23 protein-coding genes are annotated in these 23,866 nt (G+C 69.3%); 13 read left to right on the top strand and 10 right to left on the bottom strand.

Going from position 1 to position 23,866, the window contains the following annotated elements:
- Positions 1-39 precede the first annotated feature (39 nt).
- Together NLI01S_RS26345 and NLI01S_RS26340 are read right to left on the bottom strand one after the other, a co-directional pair.
- Positions 40-315, bottom strand: a complete 276-nt coding sequence (locus NLI01S_RS26345; protein WP_223809204.1) for a Uma2 family endonuclease — start codon at positions 313-315, stop codon at positions 40-42.
- A gap of 18 nt (positions 316-333) precedes the next feature.
- Positions 334-648 carry a Uma2 family endonuclease gene (locus NLI01S_RS26340; protein ID WP_223809203.1) on the bottom strand — a complete coding sequence of 105 codons (315 nt, stop codon included), beginning with the start codon at positions 646-648 and terminating at the stop codon, positions 334-336.
- 129 nt (positions 649-777) lie between these two features.
- On the opposite strand from NLI01S_RS26340, the gene NLI01S_RS11695 reads away from it, so the two are divergent.
- The 4 genes from NLI01S_RS11695 (at position 778) to NLI01S_RS11680 (ending at position 4,073) form a co-directional block, all read left to right on the top strand.
- Positions 778-1,620, top strand: coding sequence for a biotin--[acetyl-CoA-carboxylase] ligase (locus tag NLI01S_RS11695; protein WP_067603587.1), 843 nt, complete (start codon positions 778-780; stop codon positions 1,618-1,620).
- Between the two features lie 73 nt (positions 1,621-1,693).
- A complete protein-coding gene (locus tag NLI01S_RS11690) occupies positions 1,694-2,215 on the top strand; it encodes a PH domain-containing protein (RefSeq protein WP_067603586.1) in 522 nt (173 codons plus the stop codon).
- A 131-nt stretch (positions 2,216-2,346) separates the two neighbouring features.
- Positions 2,347-3,342 carry an adenylate/guanylate cyclase domain-containing protein gene (locus NLI01S_RS11685; RefSeq protein WP_067603584.1) on the top strand — a complete coding sequence of 332 codons (996 nt, stop codon included), beginning with the start codon at positions 2,347-2,349 and terminating at the stop codon, positions 3,340-3,342.
- Between the two features lie 95 nt (positions 3,343-3,437).
- On the top strand, positions 3,438-4,073 hold the full coding sequence (locus tag NLI01S_RS11680; protein WP_067603582.1) for an MBL fold metallo-hydrolase: 636 nt from the start codon (positions 3,438-3,440) through the stop codon (positions 4,071-4,073).
- A 118-nt stretch (positions 4,074-4,191) separates the two neighbouring features.
- On the opposite strand, the gene NLI01S_RS11675 is transcribed toward NLI01S_RS11680, so the two are convergent.
- Positions 4,192-5,193, bottom strand: a complete 1,002-nt coding sequence (locus NLI01S_RS11675; RefSeq protein WP_067603580.1) for a LysR family transcriptional regulator — start codon at positions 5,191-5,193, stop codon at positions 4,192-4,194.
- 131 nt (positions 5,194-5,324) lie between these two features.
- On the opposite strand from NLI01S_RS11675, the gene NLI01S_RS11670 reads away from it, so the two are divergent.
- The 3 genes from NLI01S_RS11670 to NLI01S_RS11660 are packed head-to-tail and all read left to right on the top strand — an operon-like array spanning position 5,325 to position 8,671.
- Complete coding sequence (locus tag NLI01S_RS11670; protein WP_084392512.1) at positions 5,325-5,981, top strand: succinate dehydrogenase cytochrome b subunit; 657 nt, start codon at positions 5,325-5,327, stop codon at positions 5,979-5,981.
- Positions 5,982-7,928, top strand: a complete 1,947-nt coding sequence (locus tag NLI01S_RS11665; protein ID WP_067603576.1) for a fumarate reductase/succinate dehydrogenase flavoprotein subunit — start codon at positions 5,982-5,984, stop codon at positions 7,926-7,928. It begins immediately after the preceding gene.
- Positions 7,925-8,671 (top strand): succinate dehydrogenase/fumarate reductase iron-sulfur subunit, encoded by a 747-nt coding sequence (locus NLI01S_RS11660; RefSeq protein ID WP_067603574.1) that lies wholly within the window; start codon positions 7,925-7,927, stop codon positions 8,669-8,671. The genes NLI01S_RS11665 and NLI01S_RS11660 overlap by 4 nt, the downstream gene beginning before the upstream one ends.
- 214 nt (positions 8,672-8,885) lie before the next feature.
- On the opposite strand, the gene NLI01S_RS11655 is transcribed toward NLI01S_RS11660, so the two are convergent.
- From NLI01S_RS11655 to NLI01S_RS11645, 3 genes are all read right to left on the bottom strand, one after another.
- Positions 8,886-9,521: a GNAT family N-acetyltransferase gene (locus NLI01S_RS11655; RefSeq protein WP_067603572.1), complete on the bottom strand. Its 636-nt coding sequence runs from the start codon at positions 9,519-9,521 to the stop codon at positions 8,886-8,888.
- A gap of 52 nt (positions 9,522-9,573) precedes the next feature.
- Positions 9,574-10,278 (bottom strand): TrmH family RNA methyltransferase, encoded by a 705-nt coding sequence (locus tag NLI01S_RS11650; protein ID WP_067603570.1) that lies wholly within the window; start codon positions 10,276-10,278, stop codon positions 9,574-9,576.
- 67 nt (positions 10,279-10,345) lie between these two features.
- Positions 10,346-10,744: a DUF3054 domain-containing protein gene (locus NLI01S_RS11645; RefSeq protein ID WP_067603568.1), complete on the bottom strand. Its 399-nt coding sequence runs from the start codon at positions 10,742-10,744 to the stop codon at positions 10,346-10,348.
- A gap of 196 nt (positions 10,745-10,940) precedes the next feature.
- Here NLI01S_RS11645 and NLI01S_RS11640 point away from each other — a divergent pair, with 196 nt between their 5' ends.
- Genes NLI01S_RS11640 through NLI01S_RS11630 form a run of 3 tightly spaced genes read left to right on the top strand, consistent with a single transcriptional unit; the run spans position 10,941 to position 16,451 of the window.
- Positions 10,941-12,668: a serine/threonine protein kinase gene (locus NLI01S_RS11640; RefSeq protein ID WP_067603566.1), complete on the top strand. Its 1,728-nt coding sequence runs from the start codon at positions 10,941-10,943 to the stop codon at positions 12,666-12,668.
- Between the two features lie 47 nt (positions 12,669-12,715).
- Positions 12,716-14,614, top strand: coding sequence for a serine/threonine-protein kinase (locus NLI01S_RS11635; RefSeq protein ID WP_223809202.1), 1,899 nt, complete (start codon positions 12,716-12,718; stop codon positions 14,612-14,614).
- 52 nt (positions 14,615-14,666) lie between these two features.
- Positions 14,667-16,451 (top strand): serine/threonine protein kinase, encoded by a 1,785-nt coding sequence (locus NLI01S_RS11630; protein ID WP_067603561.1) that lies wholly within the window; start codon positions 14,667-14,669, stop codon positions 16,449-16,451.
- 52 nt (positions 16,452-16,503) lie between these two features.
- Here NLI01S_RS11630 and NLI01S_RS11625 read toward each other — a convergent pair whose 3' ends face one another.
- Positions 16,504-18,699, bottom strand: coding sequence for a S9 family peptidase (locus NLI01S_RS11625; protein ID WP_067603558.1), 2,196 nt, complete (start codon positions 18,697-18,699; stop codon positions 16,504-16,506).
- Positions 18,700-18,809: 110 nt separating this feature from the next.
- Between NLI01S_RS11625 and mshB the strand changes: the two genes are divergently transcribed.
- Positions 18,810-19,676: an N-acetyl-1-D-myo-inositol-2-amino-2-deoxy-alpha-D-glucopyranoside deacetylase gene (gene mshB / locus NLI01S_RS11620; protein WP_190318440.1), complete on the top strand. Its 867-nt coding sequence runs from the start codon at positions 18,810-18,812 to the stop codon at positions 19,674-19,676.
- A 58-nt stretch (positions 19,677-19,734) separates the two neighbouring features.
- A complete protein-coding gene (locus tag NLI01S_RS26335) occupies positions 19,735-20,304 on the top strand; it encodes a hypothetical protein (RefSeq protein ID WP_223809201.1) in 570 nt (189 codons plus the stop codon).
- Between the two features lie 40 nt (positions 20,305-20,344).
- On the opposite strand, the gene NLI01S_RS11610 is transcribed toward NLI01S_RS26335, so the two are convergent.
- The 3 genes from NLI01S_RS11610 to NLI01S_RS26330 all read right to left on the bottom strand — a co-directional run bounded on the left by NLI01S_RS11610 (position 20,345) and on the right by NLI01S_RS26330 (position 23,267).
- Complete coding sequence (locus NLI01S_RS11610) at positions 20,345-21,394, bottom strand: site-2 protease family protein (RefSeq protein WP_067603554.1); 1,050 nt, start codon at positions 21,392-21,394, stop codon at positions 20,345-20,347.
- Between the two features lie 102 nt (positions 21,395-21,496).
- Positions 21,497-22,858, bottom strand: coding sequence for a hypothetical protein (locus NLI01S_RS11605; protein ID WP_067603552.1), 1,362 nt, complete (start codon positions 22,856-22,858; stop codon positions 21,497-21,499).
- A 163-nt stretch (positions 22,859-23,021) separates the two neighbouring features.
- Positions 23,022-23,267: a putative acetyltransferase gene (locus tag NLI01S_RS26330; protein WP_067603550.1), complete on the bottom strand. Its 246-nt coding sequence runs from the start codon at positions 23,265-23,267 to the stop codon at positions 23,022-23,024.
- A 182-nt stretch (positions 23,268-23,449) separates the two neighbouring features.
- Between NLI01S_RS26330 and fdxA the strand changes: the two genes are divergently transcribed.
- Positions 23,450-23,770: a ferredoxin gene (fdxA, locus tag NLI01S_RS11595; RefSeq protein ID WP_067603547.1), complete on the top strand. Its 321-nt coding sequence runs from the start codon at positions 23,450-23,452 to the stop codon at positions 23,768-23,770.
- Positions 23,771-23,866: the final 96 nt, after the last annotated feature.

The raw sequence follows: 23,866 nt of genomic DNA, 5'->3' as shown, positions 1-23,866 counted from the left end.
GGCCTCGCACCCCTCGTGGGTACGGGGTCCGAGGGCGTGTCAGAGGGGGAACTCGCCCGTGTCCAGCGTCAGGTCGAAGGGGGCGGGAAGGAGGAGTTCCTTACCGAAGGGCACCTTGGTGATGCTCGTGTAGCGGCCGTTCTCCGGGTCGGAGAAGAGCGTGACCTCGCCCTTGTCCCCGTCCGGATCCCAGCGATCCACCAGGAGGTACAGAGGCACCCCGGCGTGCGCGTAGCCCCACAGCTTGGGCCCGCGATCCCTTTTCGCCGTGCTCTTGGAGGTCACCTCGACCACCAGCAGGGCATCGGACATCATCGTTTCGGGGTCGTACGCCTAGGCCGCGTAAGGAAGGACCAACAGGTCCGGGATGAAGACACCAGAGCGTAGGGGTATCCGCACGTCAACGGTTTGATGTATCGAGGAATCGGCGAGTTCACCGTCGTCGGTGAAGGACTTGCGGTAGATCTCCTTCTGGATCGTGGAGACGATGTGCGCGTGCTCGATCGTAGGGGGAGCCACGAAGAAGAGACCGCCTTCGATGATCTCGGCCCGCCAACCCTCGGGCACGTCCAACTCTTCCCAGGCGCGCAACACGAGTTCCCAGGGGGACGGCGTCGTTTCGTCCGTCTCCGCTTCCGCGATGGTCATGTGTCGCGTCACCTCCGGTAGCTGAACGTAGCGGTGCACGATCACCGATGTGGTGGTTTCAGCCTAACCCGTGTCCTCACGAGGCGAAGGTGTTTCCATCGGAGATTCCGGCGCTGCTGTAATGGGGCTATGACCGGCGAACACAGCGACGAGATCCCCGCTCTGGACCAGACCGCCCTCACCGACGCCATCGTGCGTCCCGGGGGGCTCTGGCGGAGCGTGGAAGTGGTGCCCGAGGCCGGGTCCACCAACACCGACCTGGCCATCCGCTCCAAGGACGGGGCTCCCGAGGGGACCGTGTTGGTGACCGAGCACCAGACCGCCGGGAAGGGGCGGCTGGGGCGCGGGTTCACCACCCCGGAGCGAGTGGCCCTCACCTTCTCGCTGCTGGTGCGGCCGTCCGTCCCCTCCGAACGCCTGGGCTGGGTGTCCCCGTTGATGGGGGTGGCCGCCGTCGCCGCCGTACGAGAGGTGAGCGGGGTACCGGCCGCGCTGAAGTGGCCCAACGACGTCCTGGTCCCGGGTGAGGAGCGGGACGGCAAACTCGCCGGGATCCTCGCCGAGGCCGACTTCTCCGACCCCGACCGGGTGGGAGTGGTGGTGGGCATGGGTCTCAACGTCTCCCAGCGGCGGGACGACCTGCCCGTGGAGACCGCCACCTCGCTGCGGGCCGAGGGCACGGCGCGGGTGGGGCGCGACGAACTGCTGCGCGCCGTCCTGGCCGCGTTCGAGGAGCGCTACGTCGCCTGGACCGCCGCCTCGGGGGACGCCGAGGCCGGTGGCCTGGCCGACGAGTACCGCCGCGTGTGCGTCACGCTGGGCCGTCGGGTTCGGGTCCACCTGCCCGGGGACCGCCTGTTGGAGGGCACCGCCGCCCGGGTGGACGCCCAGGCCAGGCTGGTGGTGGCCGGACCGACCGGGGAGAAGGCGCTGAACGTGGGCGACGTGGTCCACGTGCGTCCCGGCGGTTAGGTCACGGGGGAGTTGTCCACAGGGACCATTCGGCGTCTCCCGTGGCGCGGAAGCTTGTGTCATTATCACCGGTATGGCTATCGCGGACCGTTATCTCTCCGACGACGAGGAACTCGTCTACGTCGCACGGCAACACTGGACCGTCCTCGCCGGTGAGTTCGTGATGCTGTTCGCCATCATCGCGGTGGTGGGTACGGCGCTGTTCTTCATCCCCTGGAGTGAGGACTGGAGCCTCATCGCCGGGGGCGGCGTGGTGGCCGTCGGGGTCGTCGCCGCGCTGGCCTTCTGGTTCGTCCCCATGCTCAAGTGGTCGACCACCGTCTACGTCCTCACCAACCGGCGGCTCATGATGCGCGACGGCATCATCTCCAAACAGGGCCGCGACATGCCGCTCACCAGAGTGAACGACGTCTCGTTCAACATCTCCCTGTGGGAACGGATCATGCGGTACGGAACGTTGTCCATTCAGTCGGCATCCGAACAGGAGGGCATGGTCCTTCAGAGGGTGCCCCGACCCCAGTGGTTCCAGTCGGAGATCTACCGTCAGGTCAACTCGGCCCAGCGGCCGGATCAGCCGACCGTTCCACCGGTCTGACCAGTGGTTTCGTCACCCGTGCCCCGAGGGGTGCGGGAGTAGGCTGGAGCCGGAACCAAGGCCGCGCCCCCGGGCCGGTGCCATAGTGATTGCTCCCCGCCATGCGGGGAAGGTCCCGTGAGAGAGAACGTATGCCGTCGCGTCCTGACCCGAAAGCGATCGAGTCCGCCCTACTCGGTGGTGAAGCGGTCTACACCAGGGAACAGGCGGTCGAGCTCTCCGGAGCCGACCCCGAGCTCGCCGGCCGGGTCTGGCGTGCCCTGGGCTTTCCCACCCTCGGCGACGACACGATCATCTTCGCCGAGAGCGACGTCGAGGCCCTGCGCATCGCCCACTCCCTGCTGGACGAGGGCGTCCTCGACGAGGAGGGGGTGGTCCGCTTCGCTCGCGCGATGGGACAGACCATGGCCCGCCTGGCCGACTGGCAGACCAGCATCCTCAGCACGCTCATCTTCAAGGACGGCGGGGAGGACCCGGCCAACAGCCCGCTGATGAACCAGGTCAAGGAGCTGTTGCCGGACGTCGAACGCCTGCTCCTGCACATCTGGCGCCGGCAGCTGGCCGCGTCCACGGCGCGCACGCTGGCCGTGATGTCCAACGGCAACGACGCCATCCCGAACTACTACCCGCTGATCGTGGGCTTCGCCGACCTGGTCTCCTTCACCACGCTCAGCCGCGAGCTCGACGAGATGGAGCTCGCCGGTGTGGTGGAGGGCTTCGAGGCGACCGCCGCCGACATCGTCGCCTCCGGGGGCGGTCGGGTGGTCAAGACCCTCGGTGACGAGGTGCTCTTCGTGGCGGATTCGCCCACCCAGGCGGCCGACATCGCACTGCGCCTGGCCTCCGGCGTCAAGACCCACGTGGAGGTCCCCGACGTACGGGTGGGCGTGGCCTACGGCCCGGTGCTGACCCTGCACGGAGACGTCTTCGGCACCACGGTCAACCGATCCAGCCGGCTCACCTCCTTCGCGCGACCGGGGACCGTCCTCATCGACGACGCCCTCGCCGAGAGCCTCGAAGGGGTGGAAGGGATCCAGGTGGTGCAGGTCAGGGCCCGGCACGCGCACGGTCTCGGACTGATCCAGCCCTACACGCTGCGCCGTGACTTCGACGCCCCGAACCCTTGACACACCGGGGAAGCCGACGCGAACAGCGTGTGCGAGGGGACCGCGCCCGATAGGCTCGAAGCTCCTGCCCCGTAAGACGTTCAGGTGGTGAGCCTGTGAGTTCCCAGTCGCCCGTCCAGCGGCTACGTACCTCGGGAATCTTCAGTTTGGAAGGTTCCGAGTCCAATGTCGAGAACAACGTGTGGATCGTCGGCGACGACGACACCGCCGTGGTGATCGACGCAGCCCACGACCATGAGCGAATAGCCCGAGGTCTGGGGGATCGCGAGCTCATGGCGATCGTGTGCACCCATGGACACAACGATCACATCGACGCCGCGGTGGCCTTGGCCGACCTCACCGATTCCCCGATCCTGCTGCACCCCGACGACGCCGAGCTCTGGCAGCAGGTGCACCCCTACCGCGAACCCGACGCCCCGTTGTTGCACGGCGAGGCGTTGACCGCGGGCGGGATCGAGTTGACCATCCTGCACACCCCGGGGCACACGCCAGGCGGGGTGTCCCTGTACGCCCCCGAACTCGGGGTGGTGTTCAGCGGGGACACGCTCTTCCCGGACGGACCCGGCGCCACCGGCCAGCCGTCGTCGGACTTCCCGACCATCATCGCCTCCATCCGTGACCAGCTGGCGGTCCTGCCGGGCGACACCGTGGTGCATCCCGGACACGGCGAGTCCACCACGATCGCCGAGGCCGCCGCCCACCTGGAGGGCTGGGCCCAACGCGGCTTCTGACCGGCGCCCCCGCGGAGCGCGTCGAACCCACGGGGTCCGGGTCCGCCCCCTCCCCGGCCTCGTCGATTCCGGCCGTGCGGAACCCGGGGTGTGGCGGAGGCGCTTTCGAAGGCGTGCTTCAGGGAGACGTGGACAGTCCGTCGTCCCTCCTCTCGTCATGACGGTTGCGGGGCCCTCCGACGTCCGTGGCGGAGATCAGGACCTCCAGATCGGGGCCCAAGTCCTGTGGTTCCATCGCCAGCAGGTACGCGTGCAGGTGCCGGCGGAACGCGTCCGCCGAGTGCGAGGGCTCCACGTCCTTGCGTCGGGCCAACGCAACGGTACGCAGTAGACGGGGACGGGACAGCGGGGTGCCGCGCAGCCCGGGCCGGTTGCGCAACACCATGCTGGGCACCACCGCCAACCCCAGACCGGCCTCGACGAACCTCAGCACCGCGTCCATCTCGCCGCCCTCCACGGCCAACTCCGGCTCGAAACCGGCGGCGCGGCAGGCGCGCAGCGTGGCCTCACGAACGTCGTAACCCCGCCGGAACATGACCAGGGGACGCCCCTGGAGTTCGGTGATGCGCATCGAGGCGCGCCCGTTCGGCGCGGGCTCCGACGTGGGGCTGGCCACCACCAGGTTCTCCCGCAGGATCGGGGTGGTGGAGAAGTCCGGGTCGCTGCTTTGCAGGGGGAGGATGATCAGGGCCATGTCGAGTTCGCCGCGACCCAGGTTGCGGATGAGGTCGCGCGAGCCGCTCTCCTCCACGTGGAGTTCGATCCCGGGGAAGCGGGTATGGAAGTCGGCGAGAACGTCCGCCAGCAGTCCCGCGCACAGGGATGGGGTCGCCCCCAGCCGCACTCGGCCGCGCCGCACGCCGGCCAGTTCAGCCACCTCACGACGGGCCGTGTCCAGGTCGGTGAGGATGCGTTGGGCGAGCGGAAGCAGCGCCTCGCCCGCCGGGGTGAGTGTGATGTTTCCCCGGGCACGACTGAATAACGGCGCACCCAGCTCCTTCTCAAGGCTGCGGATCTGTTTGCTCAAACTCGGCTGAGCGACGCGTGAAAGCTCGGCTGCACGGGTGAAATGGCGCGTGCGGGCCACCGCGACGAAGTAGGCGAGCTGCTGGAACTGCATGCTTCATAGCCTAAGGCTATGGACACTAGGGTCGTGATGACTTGGACGTCGGGCTTAACTCGAATTTAAAGTGGCAGGCTGTGGCGAACAGTACCTTGACCAAGAAGCGGTCTACGGCCTACGGATCCACGGTGGCGCTGAAGGCGGCAATGGCGACCTCCGGTGCGATCCTCGTGCTGTATTTGATCGCGCACATGTACGGCAACCTGAAAGTCTTCGCGGGCCAGGAGGCCTTCGACGGCTACGCTCACGGACTCCGTGAGATCGGCTATCCTCTCCTGCCCGAGAGCGGCTTCCTGTGGGTCTTCCGGATCGTTCTCCTCGCGAGCATCCTGATCCACATCTACTCGGCCGTGGCGCTGTGGGCCCGTGCCCGCAGGGCTCGCCCGGCCTCCCAGCGCTACCAGGTGAAGAAGCGGGTGCACCGCACCTACGCCTCCTACACCATGCGTTGGGGCGGAGTGTTGATCGCGCTCTTCGTGATCTTCCACATCCTGCACCTGACGGTGAACGTCATCTCGCCGGGTGGTGCGTCCGACAGCCCCTACGAGCGACTCGTGAACGGGTTCCAGCCCCAGTTCTGGTTCGTGACCCTGTTCTACGTCGCCGCCGTCATCGCCGTGGGCTTCCACCTGCGGCACGGCATCTGGAGCGGTCTGGCCACTCTCGGCGTCAACCAGGCTCGTCGGCAGCCCGTGCTGAACTCGATCGCCACGGTGATCGCCCTGGTCGTGACCGTCGGGTTCCTGCTTCCGCCCCTGGCGGTCACCTTTGGACTGGTGAGTTAATTGTCTGACATCGACCTTTACACCGAGGGCGCCCCGATCCGGGACGAGAAGGCCCCCGAGGGGCCGATCAACGAGCGCTGGGACCAGCGCCGTTTCTCGGCCAAGCTGGTCAACCCCGCGAACCGGCGCAAGCTCTCCGTCATCATCGTCGGCACCGGCCTGGCCGGTGCATCCGCCGCGGCGACCCTGGGCGAGGCGGGCTACAACGTCTCCTCGTTCTGCTACCAGGACAGCCCCCGGCGCGCGCACTCCATCGCCGCGCAGGGTGGCATCAACGCCGCGAAGAACTACCGCAACGACGGCGACAGCATCCACCGACTGTTCTACGACACGGTCAAGGGCGGTGACTTCCGCTCCCGCGAGTCGAACGTCTACCGCCTCGCGCAGACCAGCGTCGAGATCATCGATCAGTGCGTCGCCCAGGGTGTCCCGTTCGCCCGCGAATACGGCGGTCTGCTCGACAACCGTTCCTTCGGTGGCGTGCAGGTCTCCCGTACCTTCTACGCCCGCGGCCAGACGGGTCAGCAGCTGCTGATCGGCGCCTACCAGGCGCAGGAACGGCAGATCGCCGCCGGCACCGTCAAGATGCACACCCGGCACGAGATGCTCGAACTGATCATCGTGGACGGCAAGGCGCGCGGCATCATCGCCCGCGACATGGTCACCGGTGAGATCGAGACGCACTTCGCCGACGCCGTGGTCCTGGCCACCGGTGGTTACGGCAACGTGTTCTTCCTGTCCACCAACGCGATGGGTTCGAACGTCACCGCCGCCTGGCGCGCGCACCGCAAGGGCGCGTACTTCGCCAACCCCTGCTACACGCAGATCCACCCGACCTGCATCCCGGTCAGCGGCGACTACCAGTCCAAGCTGACCCTGATGAGCGAGTCGCTCCGTAACGACGGTCGGATCTGGGTGCCCAAGAAGGGCGGCGACGACCGCGACCCGCGGCAGATCCCCGAGGACGAGCGCGACTACTACCTGGAGCGCATCTACCCGTCCTTCGGCAACCTGGTGCCGCGTGACATCGCCTCCCGCGCCGCCAAGAACGTCTGCGACGAGGGCCGCGGAGTCGGCCCCGGTGGTCTGGGTGTGTACCTGGACTTCACGGCCGCCATCGAGCGCATGGGCCGGGATGCCGTCGAGGCCAAGTACGGCAACCTGTTCGACATGTACCAGCGCATCACCGGTGAGAACCCGTACGAGCTTCCGATGCGCATCTACCCGGCGGTGCACTACACCATGGGCGGACTGTGGGTCGACTACGACCTGCAGAGCAGCATCCCGGGCCTGTTCGTGACCGGTGAGGCCAACTTCTCCGACCATGGCGCCAACCGCCTGGGCGCCAGCGCGCTGATGCAGGGTCTGGCGGACGGCTACTTCGTCCTGCCGAACACCATCAACGACTACCTGGCGGACGGCCCGTTCGAGAAGGTCGACGAGCAGCACCCCGAAGCCGTCAAGGCCAAGGACCTGGTCACCAACCGGATCGACAAGCTGCTCTCCACCAACGGTTCCCGCACCGTCGACTCCTTCCACAAGGAGCTCGGCCACATCATGTGGGACTACTGCGGCATGGAGCGCAGCGAAGAGGGCCTGCGCAAGGCCATCGACCTCATCCGTGAGCTGCGCGCCGAGTTCTGGCGCGACGTCAAGGTGCTCGGCACCAACGAGGAGTTCAACCAGGCTCTGGAGAAGGCCAACCGCGTGGCCGACTTCCTGGAGCTCGGTGAGCTCATGTGCATCGACGCCCTGCACCGCCGCGAGTCCTGCGGTGGTCACTTCCGAGCGGAGAGCCAGACCGAGGACGGCGAGGCACTGCGTCACGACGACGAGTTCGCCTACGTCGCCGCCTGGGAGTTCGCCGGCGTTGACAGCAAGCCCGTGCTCCACAAGGAAGCCCTGGAGTACGAGTACGTCGAGATGAAGCAGCGGAGTTACAAGTGAACATCACCCTGCGCGTTTGGCGCCAGAAGGGCCGTGACGACGAAGGCCGGATGGTCACGTACAAGCTCACGGACGTCTCCGAGGACATGTCCTTCCTCGAGATGCTCGACGTTCTCAACGAGAAGCTCACGCTTGAGAACGAGGACCCGGTCGCCTTCGACCACGACTGTCGCGAGGGCATCTGTGGTGCCTGTGGCGTCGTGATCGACGGTGAGGCGCACGGCCCCGAGCGTACGACCACCTGTCAGCTGCACATGCGCAGCTTCAACGACGGCGACACCATCACGGTCGAGCCGTGGCGGGCCAAGGCGTTCCCGGTCGTGAAGGACCTCGTCGTCGACCGTGGTGCGTTCGACCGCATCATCCAGTCGGGCGGTTTCATCAGCGCGCCCACCGGTACCGCACCGGACGCCCACGCCAACCCGATCCCGAAGCCGGACGCCGACCGCGCGTTCGACGCCGCGACCTGCATCGGTTGTGGCGCGTGCGTGGCGGCCTGCCCGAACGCGTCCAGCATGCTGTTCACCGCCGCGAAGGTCACGCACCTGGGCATGCTCCCGCAGGGACAGCCCGAGCGTGCCTCCCGCGTGGTGAAGATGATCAACCAGCAGGACGAAGAGGACTTCGGCGGCTGCACCAACATCGGTGAGTGCGCCGCGGTCTGCCCGAAGGGCATCCCGCTGGACACCATCTCCCAGCTCAACCGCGACCTGCTGGGCTCGCTCGGCAAGGGCATCGGCTAGTCACGATCCCCGATCCCCGGTCGTAGCGAGGGGCCGTCTCCCATCGGGAGGCGGCCCCTTCGCGTTCACCCGCGCGAGGGCTTCAAGGGTTCGACGTCCTCCTCGGCGACCTCCCGCGCGATGCCGAGGAGCCGGGCGGCCCGGCGAACACGATCAGCATGACCGCCACCCTTCCACGGGGCCGTCCGTGGCCGGCTCGGTTCCGTGGGAACGGTCAGGAAGGTTGCCGCAGCAGGAAGTATCCGGTTCCGACGTCCTCGTGCGGGATCTCGTGGACGAGCCGGAACCCGAACCGTTCGTAGAAACCGACGCTCTTGTCGTCGAGCGTCTGGGTGAACACCGGCAGCCCCTGGGAGTCGGCCTCGTCCAGCCCGGCGGCGAGCAGCCCGCCCCCGACCCCGGTGCCGGCCACGCTCGGGTCGACCCCGAGAGCGGCCAGGTACAGGTGGGGTTCCTGAGGGGCGGCCATCTTCCACTCGGCGAAGACCCGGACGAACGCGGCGACCCGGCCACGTCCGAGCAGGGACGCCCAGTGCGGCCAGGTGCGCAGTGACACCAGCGGCCCCTCGGGGTTGCTCGTGGGCGGCGCCCACAGCGCGGCGGCGCGGGGGACCGGGACGGAATCCTTGGAGTCGGCGACGGTGGTCAGACGGGTGTCCCCACCGGGGACGTAGCCGAAGCCGGTGGTCAGGGCGAAGAAGCGCCGCACCTTGGCCATACGGTTCTCGTCGTCGGGGAAGAGCCAGCGGAAGAGCGGGTCGTCGTGCAGCGCACGGCTGAGGACACGGGCGAGGTCGGGGACGTCGTCCAGTGTGGCGGCGCGAGCGACGGACGTGACGATCGGACTCATCCTTGCTACTTCCTGGTAGGGGGCGATCCGTTCATGTTAGATCACGGAGGAATCACGGAGTGGGTGTGGTCGCCGTGTCGGGAACGGGCTGCGCGAACACGTGGGCCCGGACCCAGGCGTGCATGGCGATCGCCGCGGCGGCCCCCGCGTTGATCGACCGGGTCGAACCGAACTGGGCGATGGACAGGACCGCCGCGCACACCTGACGGACCTCCTCCGACAGCCCCGGGCCCTCCTGGCCGAACACCAGTACGGCGTTGCGCGGCAACGGGTGGGTCTCCAACGGCACGGCCCCCGGCAGGTTGTCCACGCCGATCAGCGTCAGGTCGTGCTCGCCGGCCCAGGCCACCAGCGAAGCGGTGTCGGGGTGGTGGTGCACGTGCTGGTAACGGTCGGTGACCATGGCGCCCCGTCGGTTCCAACGGCGCTTGCCCACGATGTGCACGGCCGCGCAGCCGAACGCGTTGGCGGTGCGCACCACCGATCCGATGTTGAAGTCGTGCGACCAGTTCTCCACGGCCACGTGGAAGTCGTGACGGACCATGTCCAGGTCGGCCACGATCGCCTCCCGGCGCCAGTATCGGTAGTGGTCGACCACATTGCGCCGGTCGCCGTGGGCGAGCAGCTCGGGATCGTAGTGGTCGCCATCCGGCCAGGGACCGGGCCAGGGCCCCACCCCGACCTCGCGCGCCTCGTCCTCACCACTGGTGATGGTGGTGGTGTCGGAGTCGGCCTCTGGGACCGGTTGTTCGCTCATTGAACCAAGCTTACGAACGGTCCGTACCCGGTCGTCCCGACGAAGGTCACCGGCGACCGGGGCCGACTCACGCCTGCGGGCCCACCGTTCGAGCCGCTGCCCGGCCCTTCCACCGGGAGACCAACAGCGTCACGACCCGCCAACCGAGCATGGTCGCGGCCAGGAACAGCGACGTCACCACGACGAAGGAGAGTGGCGCTCCCTCCCCGGTGAGCAGACGCAACGGCATCGCACCGACCACGGTCACCGCCCACACGAACACTCCGGTCGGCCAGATCCGGGCGGGCGAGCGCCAGGCCAGGGTGGCGAGCCAACCGGCGAGCAACGCGGCCACGAACGGCCACGCGGTCCCGGCCACCGCGGCCGGGGTCAGCCCGGTCGCGTGGTCGGCCTTGCCCACCGTGACGAAGACGAGCACGCAGACCAGGTCGGCCATCAGGGCCAGGAGTGGGATGTACGAACGCATATCCCCAGGCTAGGCCCGCCCGTGGCGCCCCTCGCGCCGGGGCGCCGTCCGAGAACGGCGTCGAGTGGTCGGATGGTTCGGCCGAACGTGGCCGGAAGTGGACGGCGAAGAGACGAACCCACCGTGGCAATGTGGCATCAGAGCTCCCGGAGTGCTTCCACCATGCCCCCGTCCGCATCGATCCCCCGGAATTTCCATGCCCCGATCCACCGCCCTGCCCGTGGGCGTGTCTCCCCTCGTCCCCGACGATCCCACTCACCTCGGCCCGTTCCGCGTCCTCGGACGGTTGGGATCCGGCGGCATGGGTGTGGTGTACGCGGCCCTGGACGGTCGCGACCGGCGGGTGGCGGTCAAGTGCGTGCACCGGACGCTGGCCTCCGACGCCGATTTCCGGGACCGTTTCGCCCGTGAGGTGAACCTGGTCCGCCGGGTGCGGGCCGCCTGCGTTCCCGCCTTCCACAGTGCGGACGCCGAGTCCGAGGTCCCTTGGTTGGCCACCGAGTACGTGCCCGGGCCGACCTTGCGGGAGTACGTGCGCATCCACGGCCCGTTGCGCGGGGACGCCCTGACCGCCTTCGCACTCGGGGTCGCCGAGGCGCTCGCCGCGGTCCACGCCGCCGGAGTGGTGCACCGGGACCTGAAACCGGGCAACGTGATCCTCGCCCCGGACGGACCGAAGGTATTGGACTTCGGGATCGCCCGCGCCATCGACGGCACCGCCCTCACCCGGACGGGCGGGCTGGTCGGTACCCCGGGCTGGATCTCCCCGGAGCAGTACCGTGGCGCCCCTGCCTCCGGGCACTCCGACATCTTCTCTTGGGCAGGGCTGGTCGCCTACGCCGCGACCGGGCAGGGTCCCTTCGGTTCCGGTCCCTCCGACGTCGTCGTCTCGCGCATCCTCTCCGGGCCACCTTCCCTGACCGGGGTCCCCGCGCACCTGCGCCACGTGCTGGAGCGGGCCCTGAGCAAGGAACCCGAACAGCGGCCCACCGCCACCGAACTGCAGCGGATCATGACCGGTGCCCTGCACGTCGCGGCACCGAGCGGCGTGGTTCCCGCGGATATCAGGGCACTGCTGGGTCGGGCTTGGGCCGGACTGCCCGTTCTGGCGATCGGGGACCAGGACTGGCGTCGAATCGCCCCGCCCGGACGGGGCCGGTTCCGCCGGAACCGGCTCGCCGTGGGGTTGGGCGCGGCGGTGCCGGTCATGGTCCTGGTCGCTGGACTCGGGCTGCGCGCCCTGCTCGGTGAGGGGCCATCGGAAACCTCGGGCGCGGCCGATGCGGACGCCCCGGGCGGTGCGACGGTCGGGAACGCCGTCGTCCCTGACGACGCCCCCGAGGAGTACCAAGAGCTCTACGAGACCGGTGAGATCGTGGTAGAACCCGTCTCCGAAACCGAACCCGTGCTCCTACGCCGCCTCGAACCCGCCTCCGGGGAGGGCGAGGGGCTGGACCAGCTGCGACTGACCTTCGACAGCGCCGCCACCGCGGAGTTCCAGGACTTCGGACTGACCGTCGAGCTGGAGTACCTGCCCGACCACGGTTCCCTGAACGTGCACAGCAATGAGTTCGTCGGTGTCACCGCCATCACGCCCGGCCAAGAGGGTCTCGACTTCACCCCCGCCGGCAACAGCGGTGTACTCGCCCGCCTCGACCCGGACAACCCCACCGAGAGTGTCCGTCTGGCGTTCTACGACGTGAGGGTGGTCTATCACGTGCCCGACTCGACCAGGGAGCGGGCACAGGACGCCGTCGACTATCCGGGTGGGTTCTGCGTCTACTCCGGGTTGGTCGCGGCGCCCGGTGCCGACTCGGGTCTCACCTTCCCCGGGATGGACGACATCGGCCCCCACGACACCACACTCACCGACGGCGCTCCCCTGGAGAGCTGTGCCTACACCGACGACACGGAGAACCAGTGACCCCCCACCCGAAGCCTCCCTTCAGTGAAGATCGCCTGCCCGAAGGAGTGGAACCCCCCACCGGTACCGACCCACGGACCCTGGGCACCTACCAGGTCGTGGGCCGCATCGGCGCGGGCGGGATGGGCGCCGTCTACGCCGGAGTGGCCGAAGACGGTTCCTCGGCCGCGGTCAAGGTGGTCCACCCGCAGTTCGCCGCCGACCCCGACTTTCGGGCACGGTTCGCCCGTGAGGTGGACATGGTGGCTCGGGTCCGAGCCACGTGTACTCCGGCTTTCCTGGGCGCAGACACCCGGGCCGCCACCCCCTGGTTGGCCACCGAATACGTACCGGGCCGTACCTTGCGCCAGTACGTTCGCGAGAACGGCCCGCTCTCCGGCGGCATGCTTGTCGCGCTGGCCGTGGGGCTGGCGGAGGCGCTCAACGCCATCCACTCCGTCGGTGTCGTGCACCGCGACCTCAAACCCGGAAACGTGATCCTCGCGCCGGACGGACCCAAGGTGCTGGACTTCGGGATCGCACGAGCCGCCGACGGCACCGCCCTCACCGCGACCGGCGGACTCTTCGGAACCCCCGGCTGGGTGGCACCGGAGCAGTACATGGGGCAGGACGCGACCGGCTACTCCGACATGTTCGCCTGGGGTGGGCTGGTGTTGTTCGCCGCGACCGGAGAGGCTCCCTTCGGCACCGGACAGGCGGACGTGTTGTCCTACCGTGTCCGTAACGAGGAACCCGACCTGTCCGCGCTGGTCGAGCCCCTGGCCGACCCGGTGCGCCGGGCGATGTCGAAGGATCCCGGCCAACGCCCGACCGCCGCCGAGGTTCTCTCCGAGCTCACCGGTTCCTGGAACGCCACCCGAGTGGAACCGGTGGCCGCCGCCGACCCCACCGAGGTCGTACCGGGCCTGCTCGCCACCGAATGGCGGGGGATCTCCGCCCCGGAGACCTCACGGGTGCGCCGGAAACGTTCGTGGGCGTGGCCGGGGGTCGGCGCCGCCGTGCTGGCGCTCGTGCTGGTAGCCGGGGGGATCTTCGTGTGGCCGGGTTCAGGGGTGCCCGGGCTCGGCCTGCCAGGGCCAGGGTCGGAGGCCGCGGATGGAGACGATCGGGCCGACGCCGCGGACGCCGGTGCCGCGGAAGAAAGGGGTTCCGGGGTTGGGGACGCGGACTCCGCCCCCGCGGTCGAAATGACCCCCGAGGACATGGCGGCCGTGCTCACCGAGGCGATCGAGCAGGCCAACGAGGTGGGGAGCTTCGAGGCCTACCAACGCAGTACCACGGCGGACGCGCACGGTGAGTACCTCGTGCATCGGTACACGGAGGACCCGCGGCCGGTCCTTTACAAGGGTTCCCACGGTGGCCCTACCCACAGCGAGTTCCTGGCGTTCGGGGGAGACCTGTTGACCGGGGAGGGCGTGGAGCGTCTGGGCCGCACCACGATGACCCCTCCGCCCGGCGTGGAACCGGATCCGGCACCGTACGGCCGAGATCCCGAGCCCGCGAACACGCTGGACTACGCCGCCGAGTTCGGCCCCGGGCAGTGGTCGTTCCTGTGGTACGTCTCCCTGTTGCTGGAAGCGGAATCCGATACACAGGTCGACTACATGGGGGTCGTCGAACCCGTACAGCCGGACTCCGCTTGGGACTGGAACGACTTCGACGGCCGGCCCGAGCACGGACCGGCCCACCACTACACGGGTACCTACACGATGGAGAGCCACTTCGATGAGCAGCCGACGGCTCGGGAGTACGTGTTCGACCTGTGGATCGGCGAGGACGGGCGGTTCCAGCGGTACGAGCACTACCGCGAGCAGACCTCGGGTGAGGGTGGGGAATTCGAGGGCGCGGAAGGCTGGGAGGTGATCGCGGTCGGCTTCGACCAGCCCGTATCGATCGAGGTCCCCGACGAATCTCGGATCCTGGACGCCCCCGCGGCGCCCTACTAGCGTCCCCCGCCCGATGAGCCCCCTCCGCCCCCGACCCGGAAGAGAGAGCTCCATGTCCACCGACCTGCCCCACCCGGACCGTGACCTCCTTCCTCCGGAGGTGACGCCACCGGGCCGCAGGGACCCGGAATCCGTGGGTCCCTACCGGCTGATCGGACGGATCGTCCGGGACACGGCGGGCACGGTCATGCTCGGCGTGGATCCGGGCGGCACCATGGTGGCGGTCCGGATCGTCCCGGCCGAGGTCGCCGACGCCACGAACGTGCGGGCCCGGCTCACCGCGGAGGTCGGCCGGCTCGTTCGGGGGCGGGTCGTGTGCGCAGCCGGCTACCGGGGCTCCGACATCCAGGCGGCCGAACCCTGGCTCGCGACCGAGTACGCGCCCGGACGGTCCCTCGCGACGCACCTTGTCGAACACGGGCCGCTGCGCGGGGACGTGCTCACCGCGCTGGCCGTGGGTCTGGCGGAGGCGTTGAGCGCCTGGCACGCCCTCGGCGGAGCCCATCTGGGCCTGGGTCCGGACAAGGTCGTCCTGTCTCCGACCGGGCCCAAGGTGGTGGATCTCGGGGTCGCCTCGGCGGTGGGGAGGCCGATCGGGAACCCCCGCTGGGCGGCCCCCGAACAGGGCGGGAGCGGGCCCGAGGCCAACGGGTCCGCCGACGTGTTCGCCTGGGGCCACCTGGTGCGCTTCGCCGCCACCGGCTGGGAGCCTTCAGGGGTCACCGTCACCGAACCCGACCTCGGAGACGTTCCCGACTCCCTGGCCCCGCTGGTCCGCGAGGCGCTGCTGGAGGAGCCGGGAGAACGTCCGACCGCGCAGCGCCTCTTGCAGGAGCTGACCGGCCGGTCCGAAGACGACCTGAGCGCGACCGTGTCCGGGTTTTTGTCCGAGACCTGGACCGGGGTGACCGTCCCCGAACCGCGCCGGGTCCGTCGTTCCCGCGTCCCAGTATCGGTGGGCGCGACCACGATCGTACTGGCCGCCGCGCTGCTCACCGGGTGGCTGGCCGTGGACGCGGGGGAGGACGCGGACGACGCCGCCGGGGAAGCCGAGGATTCGACGGACACCACCTCGACCGACGCCGAGGGATCGGTGGCGGAGGAACCCTCCGTCCCCACTGTTACCGAGGCCCCCGAGAACGTCGATGCGGTGATGGCCGAGACGATCGAACTCGCCCTGGAAGCCTCCAGCTTCACCACCTTCGAGCACCACCATCACAACAGCGTCGGCGACACGACCCCGGTGCACTACCTGCAAACCGACGAACCGATCCCGGCGATCTCCCGGGCCTCCTACCTGGGACCGACCGGGATGGGGGCCATGGCTTTGGGATCCGACCTCCAAGAGGTCGTGAACCTCCAGGTCCTGCCGGGGGAGGAGATGGAGCGGCTGCACTACCGGGACTCCGACACGGGCTCGGAACCCTTGGAGCACCCCCGAGAGCAGTGGGAGGACCTCGTCGAGGAGATCGGACAGGTGTTGGAGATGGCCGAACCCGGTTACCAGGGCACCGGTACCGCGCCCAGCGAGTATCTGCCCCCGGAGATCCTCGGTGACGGCGACCTGTCGGAACGCACCGGGCACCGGTACACGGCCACCTACGTCCAGGAGGGTTTCCGAGACTACGGGCCGTTGGAGGCCACCCTGGACTTCTGGGTCGACGAGACCGGCTACCCCTTGCGCCTCGAACGCCGCATGGAGACCGAGGAGACCATCGCCGAGACCGGGGAGACCCTGGTCTTCACCCACCTGGTCGAGTTCGCCCGGTTCGATCTGCCGGTCGACGCCCAGGTGCCCACCGACGAGGAGATCCTCCCCGAACACCCCGGCCACTGAGCGGGTCCCGGCGTCCCCCCGGCGCCGGGACCCGCGTCGAACCCTCCCAGGGCTACACCCCCTGGTCGCCCTGGAGATTCTGCTTGAGGAAGTCCACCTGGAGCAACAGCAGGTTCTCCGCCGTCACCGGGTCCGACGGGCTGTGCGTCACCCCGGCCAGCGGCAGCACCGTGTGCGGGCGGCCCGCGGCCAACAGCGCCTCCGACATCCGCTGGGTGTGCGCGAACACCACGTTGTCGTCGATGAGGCCGTGGACGAGCATCAGCGGACGTTCGAGCTTGGCGGCGTCCGAGAGCAGCGACGAACCCGTGTACGCCTCCTCCTGCTCCTGTGGCAGGCCCAGATAGCGCTCGGTGTAGTGGGTGTCGTACAGGGTCCAGTCGATCACCGGGGCGCCCGCCACCGCCGCGTGGAACACGTCCGGGCGACGCAGCACGGCCAACGCCGACAGGTAACCGCCGAACGACCACCCGTGGATGCCCACCCGGGAGGTGTCCAGGCAATCGAACCGTCGGGCGGCGTCCTCCAACGCCTCGATCTGGTCGGCCAGTACCGGCTCGGCGAGATCGTGGTGGACCGCCTGCTCCCACTCCACGCCCACGCCCGGGGTGCCACGGCCGTCCGCGATGAGCACGGCGAAGCCCTGCTCGGCGAACCACTGCGAGGACAGGTAGGCGCCACGGGCGTTGAGCACCCGCTGCGCGTGCGGACCGCCATAGGGCGCCATCAGCACCGGCAACGGCGCCTCACCCTCGCGGTACCAGGACGGCAGGAGCAACGCCGTGGGGATCTTCCGTTCCCCGGCGAGCCAGGTCCTCACGCGCGGCTCCGGCAGGTCCGGGACCTCGGCGACGCTCTCGATCTCCCCGTGGGTGCGGCGGGTCTCGGTGCTCGCGCCTCGCACCACGAAGGTCCGCACCCCGGTGAAGTCCATCGACCTGTGCTGGAGCACGAGGGTGTCGCCGCGTAGCCGACCGGCACGCAGACCGCCGTGGCCGTCGTCGGTGCCCTCGGGCAGCTCCACCGGCGCGCACGTGCCCTGGCGGGTGTCGGCCAGCCACAACGACTGGTCCCCGGGACGGCCCGCGGGGGAGGCGGCGAACAGCACCCGGTCGCCGTCCACTCCCACCACAGAGCGGACGTAGGAGTCGCCACTGACCACCTTGTCGCCCACGTAGACCCGACGTTCGCCGGTGCCGTTCTCCCGGCCGATCCACACCAACGCACCGGAGGCGGTGAAGTCCGGAACGCCCGGCATGAGCTCCACCCACACGCCGTCGCTCTCGGTGCGGGTGCGCGAGACCAGACCGGTCGCCGGGTCGGCGCTGAACAGGGCGAGGGTTCGCTGGTCCCGGCTCTGGGCGGTGAACACCAGGGTGGCGTTGCCGTCCGGTCCACCGGTCCAGCCCACGGTGGGCAGGTACGGCAGTTCTTCGCGGTCCCACTCGATCGGAGTGGGCTCGGGGCGGCCGTCGCGACGGTAGGCGACGGGGGAGGGCACCGCGATCACGGCCAGGTGAACGTCCGGGTTGGCGGTGCCGGCGGCCGGGTAGCGCAGCGGCTGCGGCTCTTGGTCGGGCCGGTTGGGGTCGCCGACGAACCAGCGGTTCACCTCGGACTCGTCGACCCGGCTCACGGCCAGGCAGGCGCCGTCGGGCGACCACCAAAAGCCCCGCGTCCGGTTCATCTCCTCCGCGGAGACGAGGTCGGCCAGACCCCAGGTGACGTGTTCGCCGTCCGGCTCCACGAGGAGACGGTCGCGGTCCTCGTCACCGTTGTCGACGATGTCGATCACTCGGACCGCGCCCTTGTGCACGTAGGCGACCCGTTCACCGGCGGGGCTGATCCGGGGGTCCACGGCGGGGGCGGCCACGGGGAGCTCGCGAGGGGAGGCGTCGTCACCGACCAGGTCCACGTAGAACACCCGGCCGGACAGGGTGAAGACCGCGCGGGTGAAGGCGTCGTCCACCGTGTACGAAACGATGCCGCCACCGTGTTCGCGCATCCGCTCCCGACGGGCGCGCTCTTCGGGAGGAAGGTTCTCGTCGTCGGCGCCGAGCGCGGTGGGGTCGGCCAGGACCGTCGACGTCCCGGTCTCGGGCAGGTACTGCCACAGACAGGTGGCCTTGTCCGTGCCGTGCCGGCCGCGCAGGAAGGTGACGCGGTCGCCCCGCGGGGAGACCTGGAAGTTACGGGGGACCCCGATCGTGAAGCGTTGGGTCCGGGCCTGTTGGCGAGGAAAGCTCATAGGCCGATTGTGTCCCATCGCATCCACCGGGCGCTCCGAATGTCGACCGACCTGCCCTGTTCTGGGTGTTCTACGGGAAAGAACCCCATCTGGAAGGTATCGTTCGGCACGTGAGCGACAGGCGACTGATGATGGTCCACGCGCACCCCGACGACGAGAGCATCGTCACGGGGGCGACATTGGCGAAGTACGCGGCGGAAGGGGCCGAGGTCACCCTGGTGACCTGCACCCTGGGCGAGGAGGGCGAGGTGATCCCGCCCGGGCTCGACCACCTGGTCTCCGAACGCGAGGACACGCTCGGCGAGTACCGGATCGGTGAGCTCGGCAAGGCCTGCGTGGCGCTGGGCGTACGCGACCACCGGTTCCTCGGCGGCCCCGGACACTACCGAGACTCCGGGATGATGGGCGGCCCCACCAACGAGCACCCCAAGGCCTTCTGGGGCGCCGACGTGGAGGAGGCGGCCCGCCTGCTCGCCGAGATCATCCGTGAGGTGCGCCCGCACGTCCTGGTCTCCTACGACGAGCACGGCGGTTACGGGCACCCCGACCACGTCCAGGCCCACCGGGTCACCCGTCGGGCCTGTGCCAAGGCCAACGAACGAGCCCTGCCGGGAACGCCCTGGAAGGTCGACAAGCTCTACGCCATCGCCCAACCGGTCTCCCGGATCGAGGAGTCCATCGCCCGACTGAACGAGGAGGTCGGGCCCTTCACTCCTCCCCGCGAGGTCTCCGACATCGCCCGGGGCACCCCCGACTCGATCGTCACCACCAGGATCGACGCCACCGACCACTGGGCGGCCAAGACCCTGGCGATGCGCGCGCACGCCACCCAGATCACCGTGGACGGGGAGCGATTCGCGTTGTCCAACGACATCGCCCAGGAGATCGACGCGGTCGAGCACTTCACGCTGTTGATGGGGCCACCGCCCAAGACCGACACCGACGGTTACGAGAGCGACCTGTTCTCCGGGTTGTGAGGGCCCGCTCCCGGCCCCGGCCACGTCCACGCCCGGGGAGCGCCTACCCTCGTCTTTCGTGACCACACCTGAATCCGTCGCGGGGACCCGGAACCGGCCGCCCGCCATCCTGTCCTCGGCGATGACCGTCCTGTCGTTCCTCGTCCTGCTTCCGACCGGTGCGGCGGTGGGGGTGTCGTCCGGGTTCGGACTGTCCTGGTTCTCCCACCACTGGCCGCTCGGCCTCCCCGTTCAGGCCGGGGCCGTCGTCGGGGTGGTGGTGTTCCTGGTGCTGCTGTACGCCCTCACTCGGCTCGCGGCGTGGGGCAGCCGCCGACAGTCCGGCGCCACCGGGTTCGCGGTCGGCTACGTCCTTTCCCTGCTGGGCATGATCGGCTACCTGCCGGGCGGGGACATCGTGTTCTCCACCGCGTTGGTCAACTACGTGTACCTGTTCGGGTCCATGATCGTCCTGGCCGCCGCGGTGATGCGCAGCGTCACCCTGCCCGGGCCGATCCCCTGGGAGAAGCAGACCGCCGCTCGGGGGGCGACCACGGCGAGCGGCAGGATCAACCTGACACCGCCGGACCTGAGGCCGGGAACGCCCGACAGCCCCTTCGATCCGCCCACGGACGGATCGAAGGACTGAGCGCCCGCGAAGGAGCAGGGGGCGCCGACCGGTGGGCCGGTCAGGCCCAGAACTGAAGCAGCAGCTTGCCGTGGAACATCATCCCGGGGATGGTCGGGTTGGGCAGGATCTGCTCGAACATCGTGTAGATGAGGGTGTCGAACAGGTCCCGGACCCCCGGCAGCCACAGCACGGCGAACACGGCGATCGAGCAGAACAGCCCGTTGGCCGCCACGAACCCGGTCCACTTGGCGCCGCGGAAGGCCGCCAGGACGTGATAGCCGTCCAGGCCCGGGATCGGCAGCAGGTTCACCAGGGCGCTGGTCATGTTGGCGAAGGACAGGAAGGCCAGCGAGGAGATCGCCCAGTTGACGCTGTCCTGCCCGGCCGGCACCAGCAGCGTGACGGTGAGCGCGAGCACGGCCGACAGCAACAGGCTCGCCAGGGGACCGGCCAACGCCACCATGACGCGGCGGCCCCGGTTCGGGATGGCGTCCCAGTCCACGTAGGTGGGTGGGCCGTTCAGGCCGAAGCCGCCCAGACCCAGGTAGGCCACGGGCAGGACCAGCCCACCGAAGGCCTGTCGGTACCCGAACGGGTTCAACCGCGGGTAGGCGGAGCCGCGCAGGGAACGGTCACCGGCCAGGTAGGCGGTCAGGGCGTGCCCGAACTCGTGCACCGCCACCGACACGATCCAGCCCAGCAGGATGAACAGCGGCGGGATGAGCGGGGTGACCGCGGTGTCCTCCGCGGCCCATTCCAGTTCGATGGCGCGCCAGGACAGCCAACCCGCGAACCCGGCCAGGCCCAGCACCAGGACGAACAACGGGCTGGGCATGAAGTCCGCCCGACTCGGCGCGGCGGGAGCCTTCTCGCCGCCCTTGGAGCCCGTGGCCTTGGTCCCCTCGGGGCGCCCGCCTCCTCCGTTCTCTTCGGTCTCCTCGGTCTCCGCCGAACCGTCCACACCGACCCCGGCACGGTTCAGGGCGTCCTCGGGCATCTGCTCCCACGGGTCCGCGGCGCGTGCCTGGTCACCGGGGCCTTCGCCCTCGGTGCCGGTCACGGTCGCGTCGTCGGGTTCCGCCTTGTGGGGCGGTTCGGTCGTGGGCATGATGCTCCTGCTGGTCGCGGGTGGTTCGCGCTCCAGGTTAGGGCCTGTTCGGGGCCCCCGAGCAGCGGGTGCCGTATCCCGAAGGGCACCCCAAGGACGGCCTCAGACCACCGCGCGCGGAGCCACGGCGGACTTGTGCAGACAGGCGATCGCGAACTCCCGGCCCACTGGGGTGAGCTCCCGACGCCCCACGCTCTCATCGCCCACGACCAGCTCCAGCGCCTCCAACAACCACCCCACCGCCATCACCATGGCGCGTACCTGGTCCGACGCCGTCTCGGCGGCCCGACGGTGCGCCGCGGCGTGCCTGCCGGCGGGTATCGGAGGTTCCACCGGACGCCACCCGGACTCGATGAGCACCCGCTCGGCGGACTCGGCGTCCGAGTCACCACGTCGGGCGTGCGAGCCCAGCCCCTGGGGCGAGCGGGTCAACAGGATGCCCAGGAGCGTCTCGGCGGAGGCCTGCTGGATGCCGCCGGTGCGGCACAGTGTCTCGGTCGCGGCCTGCCACAGCGATTCGGGATCCTCACGAAGTCGCTGGCCCCGCCGGGTCAGTTCGAGCCGGCGCCCCGAACGCCGCACGGCGCGCATGGAGCGCAGCACTTGGTGCAAGGCGATGATCTGGGTCGCGTCGGTCTCACTGCGCGGTGGGTTCGGGGAGCCGTGCCAACCGAACTCCTCGCACAGGCTCCGCACCACGCTCGGAGAGATGTAGCCGATCTGGGTGAGGGCGATCCCTTCCGAGGCCAGGTCGAGCAGTCGACACAGCGGGGCCATGGCGGACTCCACGTCACGCGGCACGTCCGCGCCCGCGATGATCTGTCCCACCAGCGGCCACAATCGTTGCCGGTGCGGGTGGGCGGAGGAGGACAACCAGGCGCGAACGCGCTCCTCCCGGACCCGGTCCAGTCGGCTGAGACCACGATGGTCCGGATGGGTGAGGAAGGAACGCGCGAACCTCTCCTGGGCGGGCCGCCAGCCGCGCTTGCCCGGCCGGATGTCGCCCAGCGAGATCGCCAGTTCCAGGGCGGCCGCGGTCGCCCTGCGCGCGCTCAGCTCCACGTCGCCCACGGCGGTGCCCCAGGTCAGCTCCGGCAGGTCGGGGGGCTCCACCCCGGATTCCCACATGAGCCGTTCGAACATGGCCAGCCCTGCGGTGTGGTCCTTCTCGTACAGCTTGAGCAGGGTGGTGGTCTCGGGGGAGGAGCACACGTTGGCGTAGCGGTACAGCTGCAACAGCTGGAACAGGTGACCCAGGGAGCGCACCGCGAACAACTGGTCGTCGGGGGAGTTCTGGAAGCGGACCGGCAGTTCGTACCAGCAGAACCGCTGGACGATGTGCTGGTTGAGGCGTTGCAGGTCCTGCTCGGGGGCGAGTGTGTCCAGTGCCAGACGGGCCATGTCGGAGGCCCGCTCGTCTCGCCGGGACAGTTCGGCGAGGGCGGACGCGACTGCCTCCCTCATCTTGGGCGCCACCTCCCCGCGTGCCTTGTGCCCGTCCGTCCGGGGACCGGGACGTGTGGGCGTGGTGCTTCGTTGTCGGCCCGAGGGCACGGTCGGGGGGAACCGCGGTCGGGGCTGAGTCTCTTCTACCCCGCAAGAGGCGAAGAATGCCTGCGTGTGGGGTCTAGGGGCGCTTACCGCGCCGTCTTGGGGGTACGGGGGGAACGACACGACTGGCGGCGATGTCGTGTTCGGCGACCTCGACCGTCGAGTCGTCTCGGCGACGTAGGGTGAGAACACCTTCGGCCCAGGACTCCACGACTCCGACGATATCGGTGAAGCCGCCTTCGGGGAGGATGATTCGCAGTGAGACACGCCGACCGACGTCGGCATGGGTGATTCTGTGGACCAGTCGTCCGCGCATGTGCATGAATCCGGGCCCCCGAGTGTGCGCTGGCTGTTCTCCAGCGCCATACTAAGAGAACGACATCTGTGCCAATAGCTTGCAGAGCTCCACGGATCCGGTGACGCCCGCACGTCGTCCGTTTCCCTGAGAGGCTCTGGAGTCCCGCCTCCCCCGTGGGCAAGCGGGGGTGAGACAAGGAGTACGACGTGACTTACGTCATCGCGCAGCCCTGTGTTGATGTGCTGGACAAGGCGTGCATTGACGAGTGCCCCGTGGACTGCATCTACGAGGGCGAGCGCATGCTCTATATCCACCCGGACGAGTGCGTTGACTGCGGTGCGTGTGAGCCGGTGTGCCCCGTCGAGGCCATCTACTACGAGGACGACCTGCCCGAGCAGTGGTCGGAGTACTACAAGGCCAACGTCGACTTCTTCGACGACCTGGGCTCTCCGGGCGGCGCCTCCAAGGTCGGCAAGATCGACCGCGACCACCCGATCATCGCCAAGCTTCCTCCGCAGGCGGAGTAGCGCCCACGACGCCACGGCTTCCCCTTGGCGCAGAGGTCGCGTGGTGATGAGGCCCACCAGAACGTGACGCGTCGCGCCGGCCCCACCCGGGGCCGG

This window comes from Nocardiopsis listeri NBRC 13360 (genome assembly GCF_001570765.1).
Taxonomy (GTDB): Bacteria; Actinomycetota; Actinomycetes; order Streptosporangiales; family Streptosporangiaceae; genus Nocardiopsis; species Nocardiopsis listeri.
The sequence above is the reverse complement of the archived record's forward strand: the minus strand, read 5'-3'. Positions and strand labels throughout refer to the sequence as shown.

Bases quoted from the DNA above. Each gene is read 5' to 3' on its own strand.
- NLI01S_RS26345 (WP_223809204.1), bottom strand. From the start codon at position 315: ATGATGTCCGATGCCCTGCTGGTGGTCGAGGTGACCTCCAAGAGCACG.
- NLI01S_RS26340 (WP_223809203.1), bottom strand. From the start codon at position 648: ATGACCATCGCGGAAGCGGAGACGGACGAAACGACGCCGTCCCCCTGG.
- NLI01S_RS11695 (WP_067603587.1), top strand. From the start codon at position 778: ATGACCGGCGAACACAGCGACGAGATCCCCGCTCTGGACCAGACCGCC.
- NLI01S_RS11690 (WP_067603586.1), top strand. From the start codon at position 1,694: ATGGCTATCGCGGACCGTTATCTCTCCGACGACGAGGAACTCGTCTAC.
- NLI01S_RS11685 (WP_067603584.1), top strand. From the start codon at position 2,347: ATGCCGTCGCGTCCTGACCCGAAAGCGATCGAGTCCGCCCTACTCGGT.
- NLI01S_RS11675 (WP_067603580.1), bottom strand. From the start codon at position 5,193: ATGCAGTTCCAGCAGCTCGCCTACTTCGTCGCGGTGGCCCGCACGCGC.
- NLI01S_RS11655 (WP_067603572.1), bottom strand. From the start codon at position 9,521: ATGAGTCCGATCGTCACGTCCGTCGCTCGCGCCGCCACACTGGACGAC.
- NLI01S_RS11650 (WP_067603570.1), bottom strand. From the start codon at position 10,278: ATGAGCGAACAACCGGTCCCAGAGGCCGACTCCGACACCACCACCATC.
- NLI01S_RS11645 (WP_067603568.1), bottom strand. From the start codon at position 10,744: ATGCGTTCGTACATCCCACTCCTGGCCCTGATGGCCGACCTGGTCTGC.
- NLI01S_RS11640 (WP_067603566.1), top strand. From the start codon at position 10,941: ATGCCCCGATCCACCGCCCTGCCCGTGGGCGTGTCTCCCCTCGTCCCC.
- NLI01S_RS11630 (WP_067603561.1), top strand. From the start codon at position 14,667: ATGTCCACCGACCTGCCCCACCCGGACCGTGACCTCCTTCCTCCGGAG.
- NLI01S_RS11625 (WP_067603558.1), bottom strand. From the start codon at position 18,699: ATGAGCTTTCCTCGCCAACAGGCCCGGACCCAACGCTTCACGATCGGG.
- NLI01S_RS11610 (WP_067603554.1), bottom strand. From the start codon at position 21,394: ATGCCCACGACCGAACCGCCCCACAAGGCGGAACCCGACGACGCGACC.
- NLI01S_RS11605 (WP_067603552.1), bottom strand. From the start codon at position 22,858: ATGAGGGAGGCAGTCGCGTCCGCCCTCGCCGAACTGTCCCGGCGAGAC.
- NLI01S_RS26330 (WP_067603550.1), bottom strand. From the start codon at position 23,267: ATGCACATGCGCGGACGACTGGTCCACAGAATCACCCATGCCGACGTC.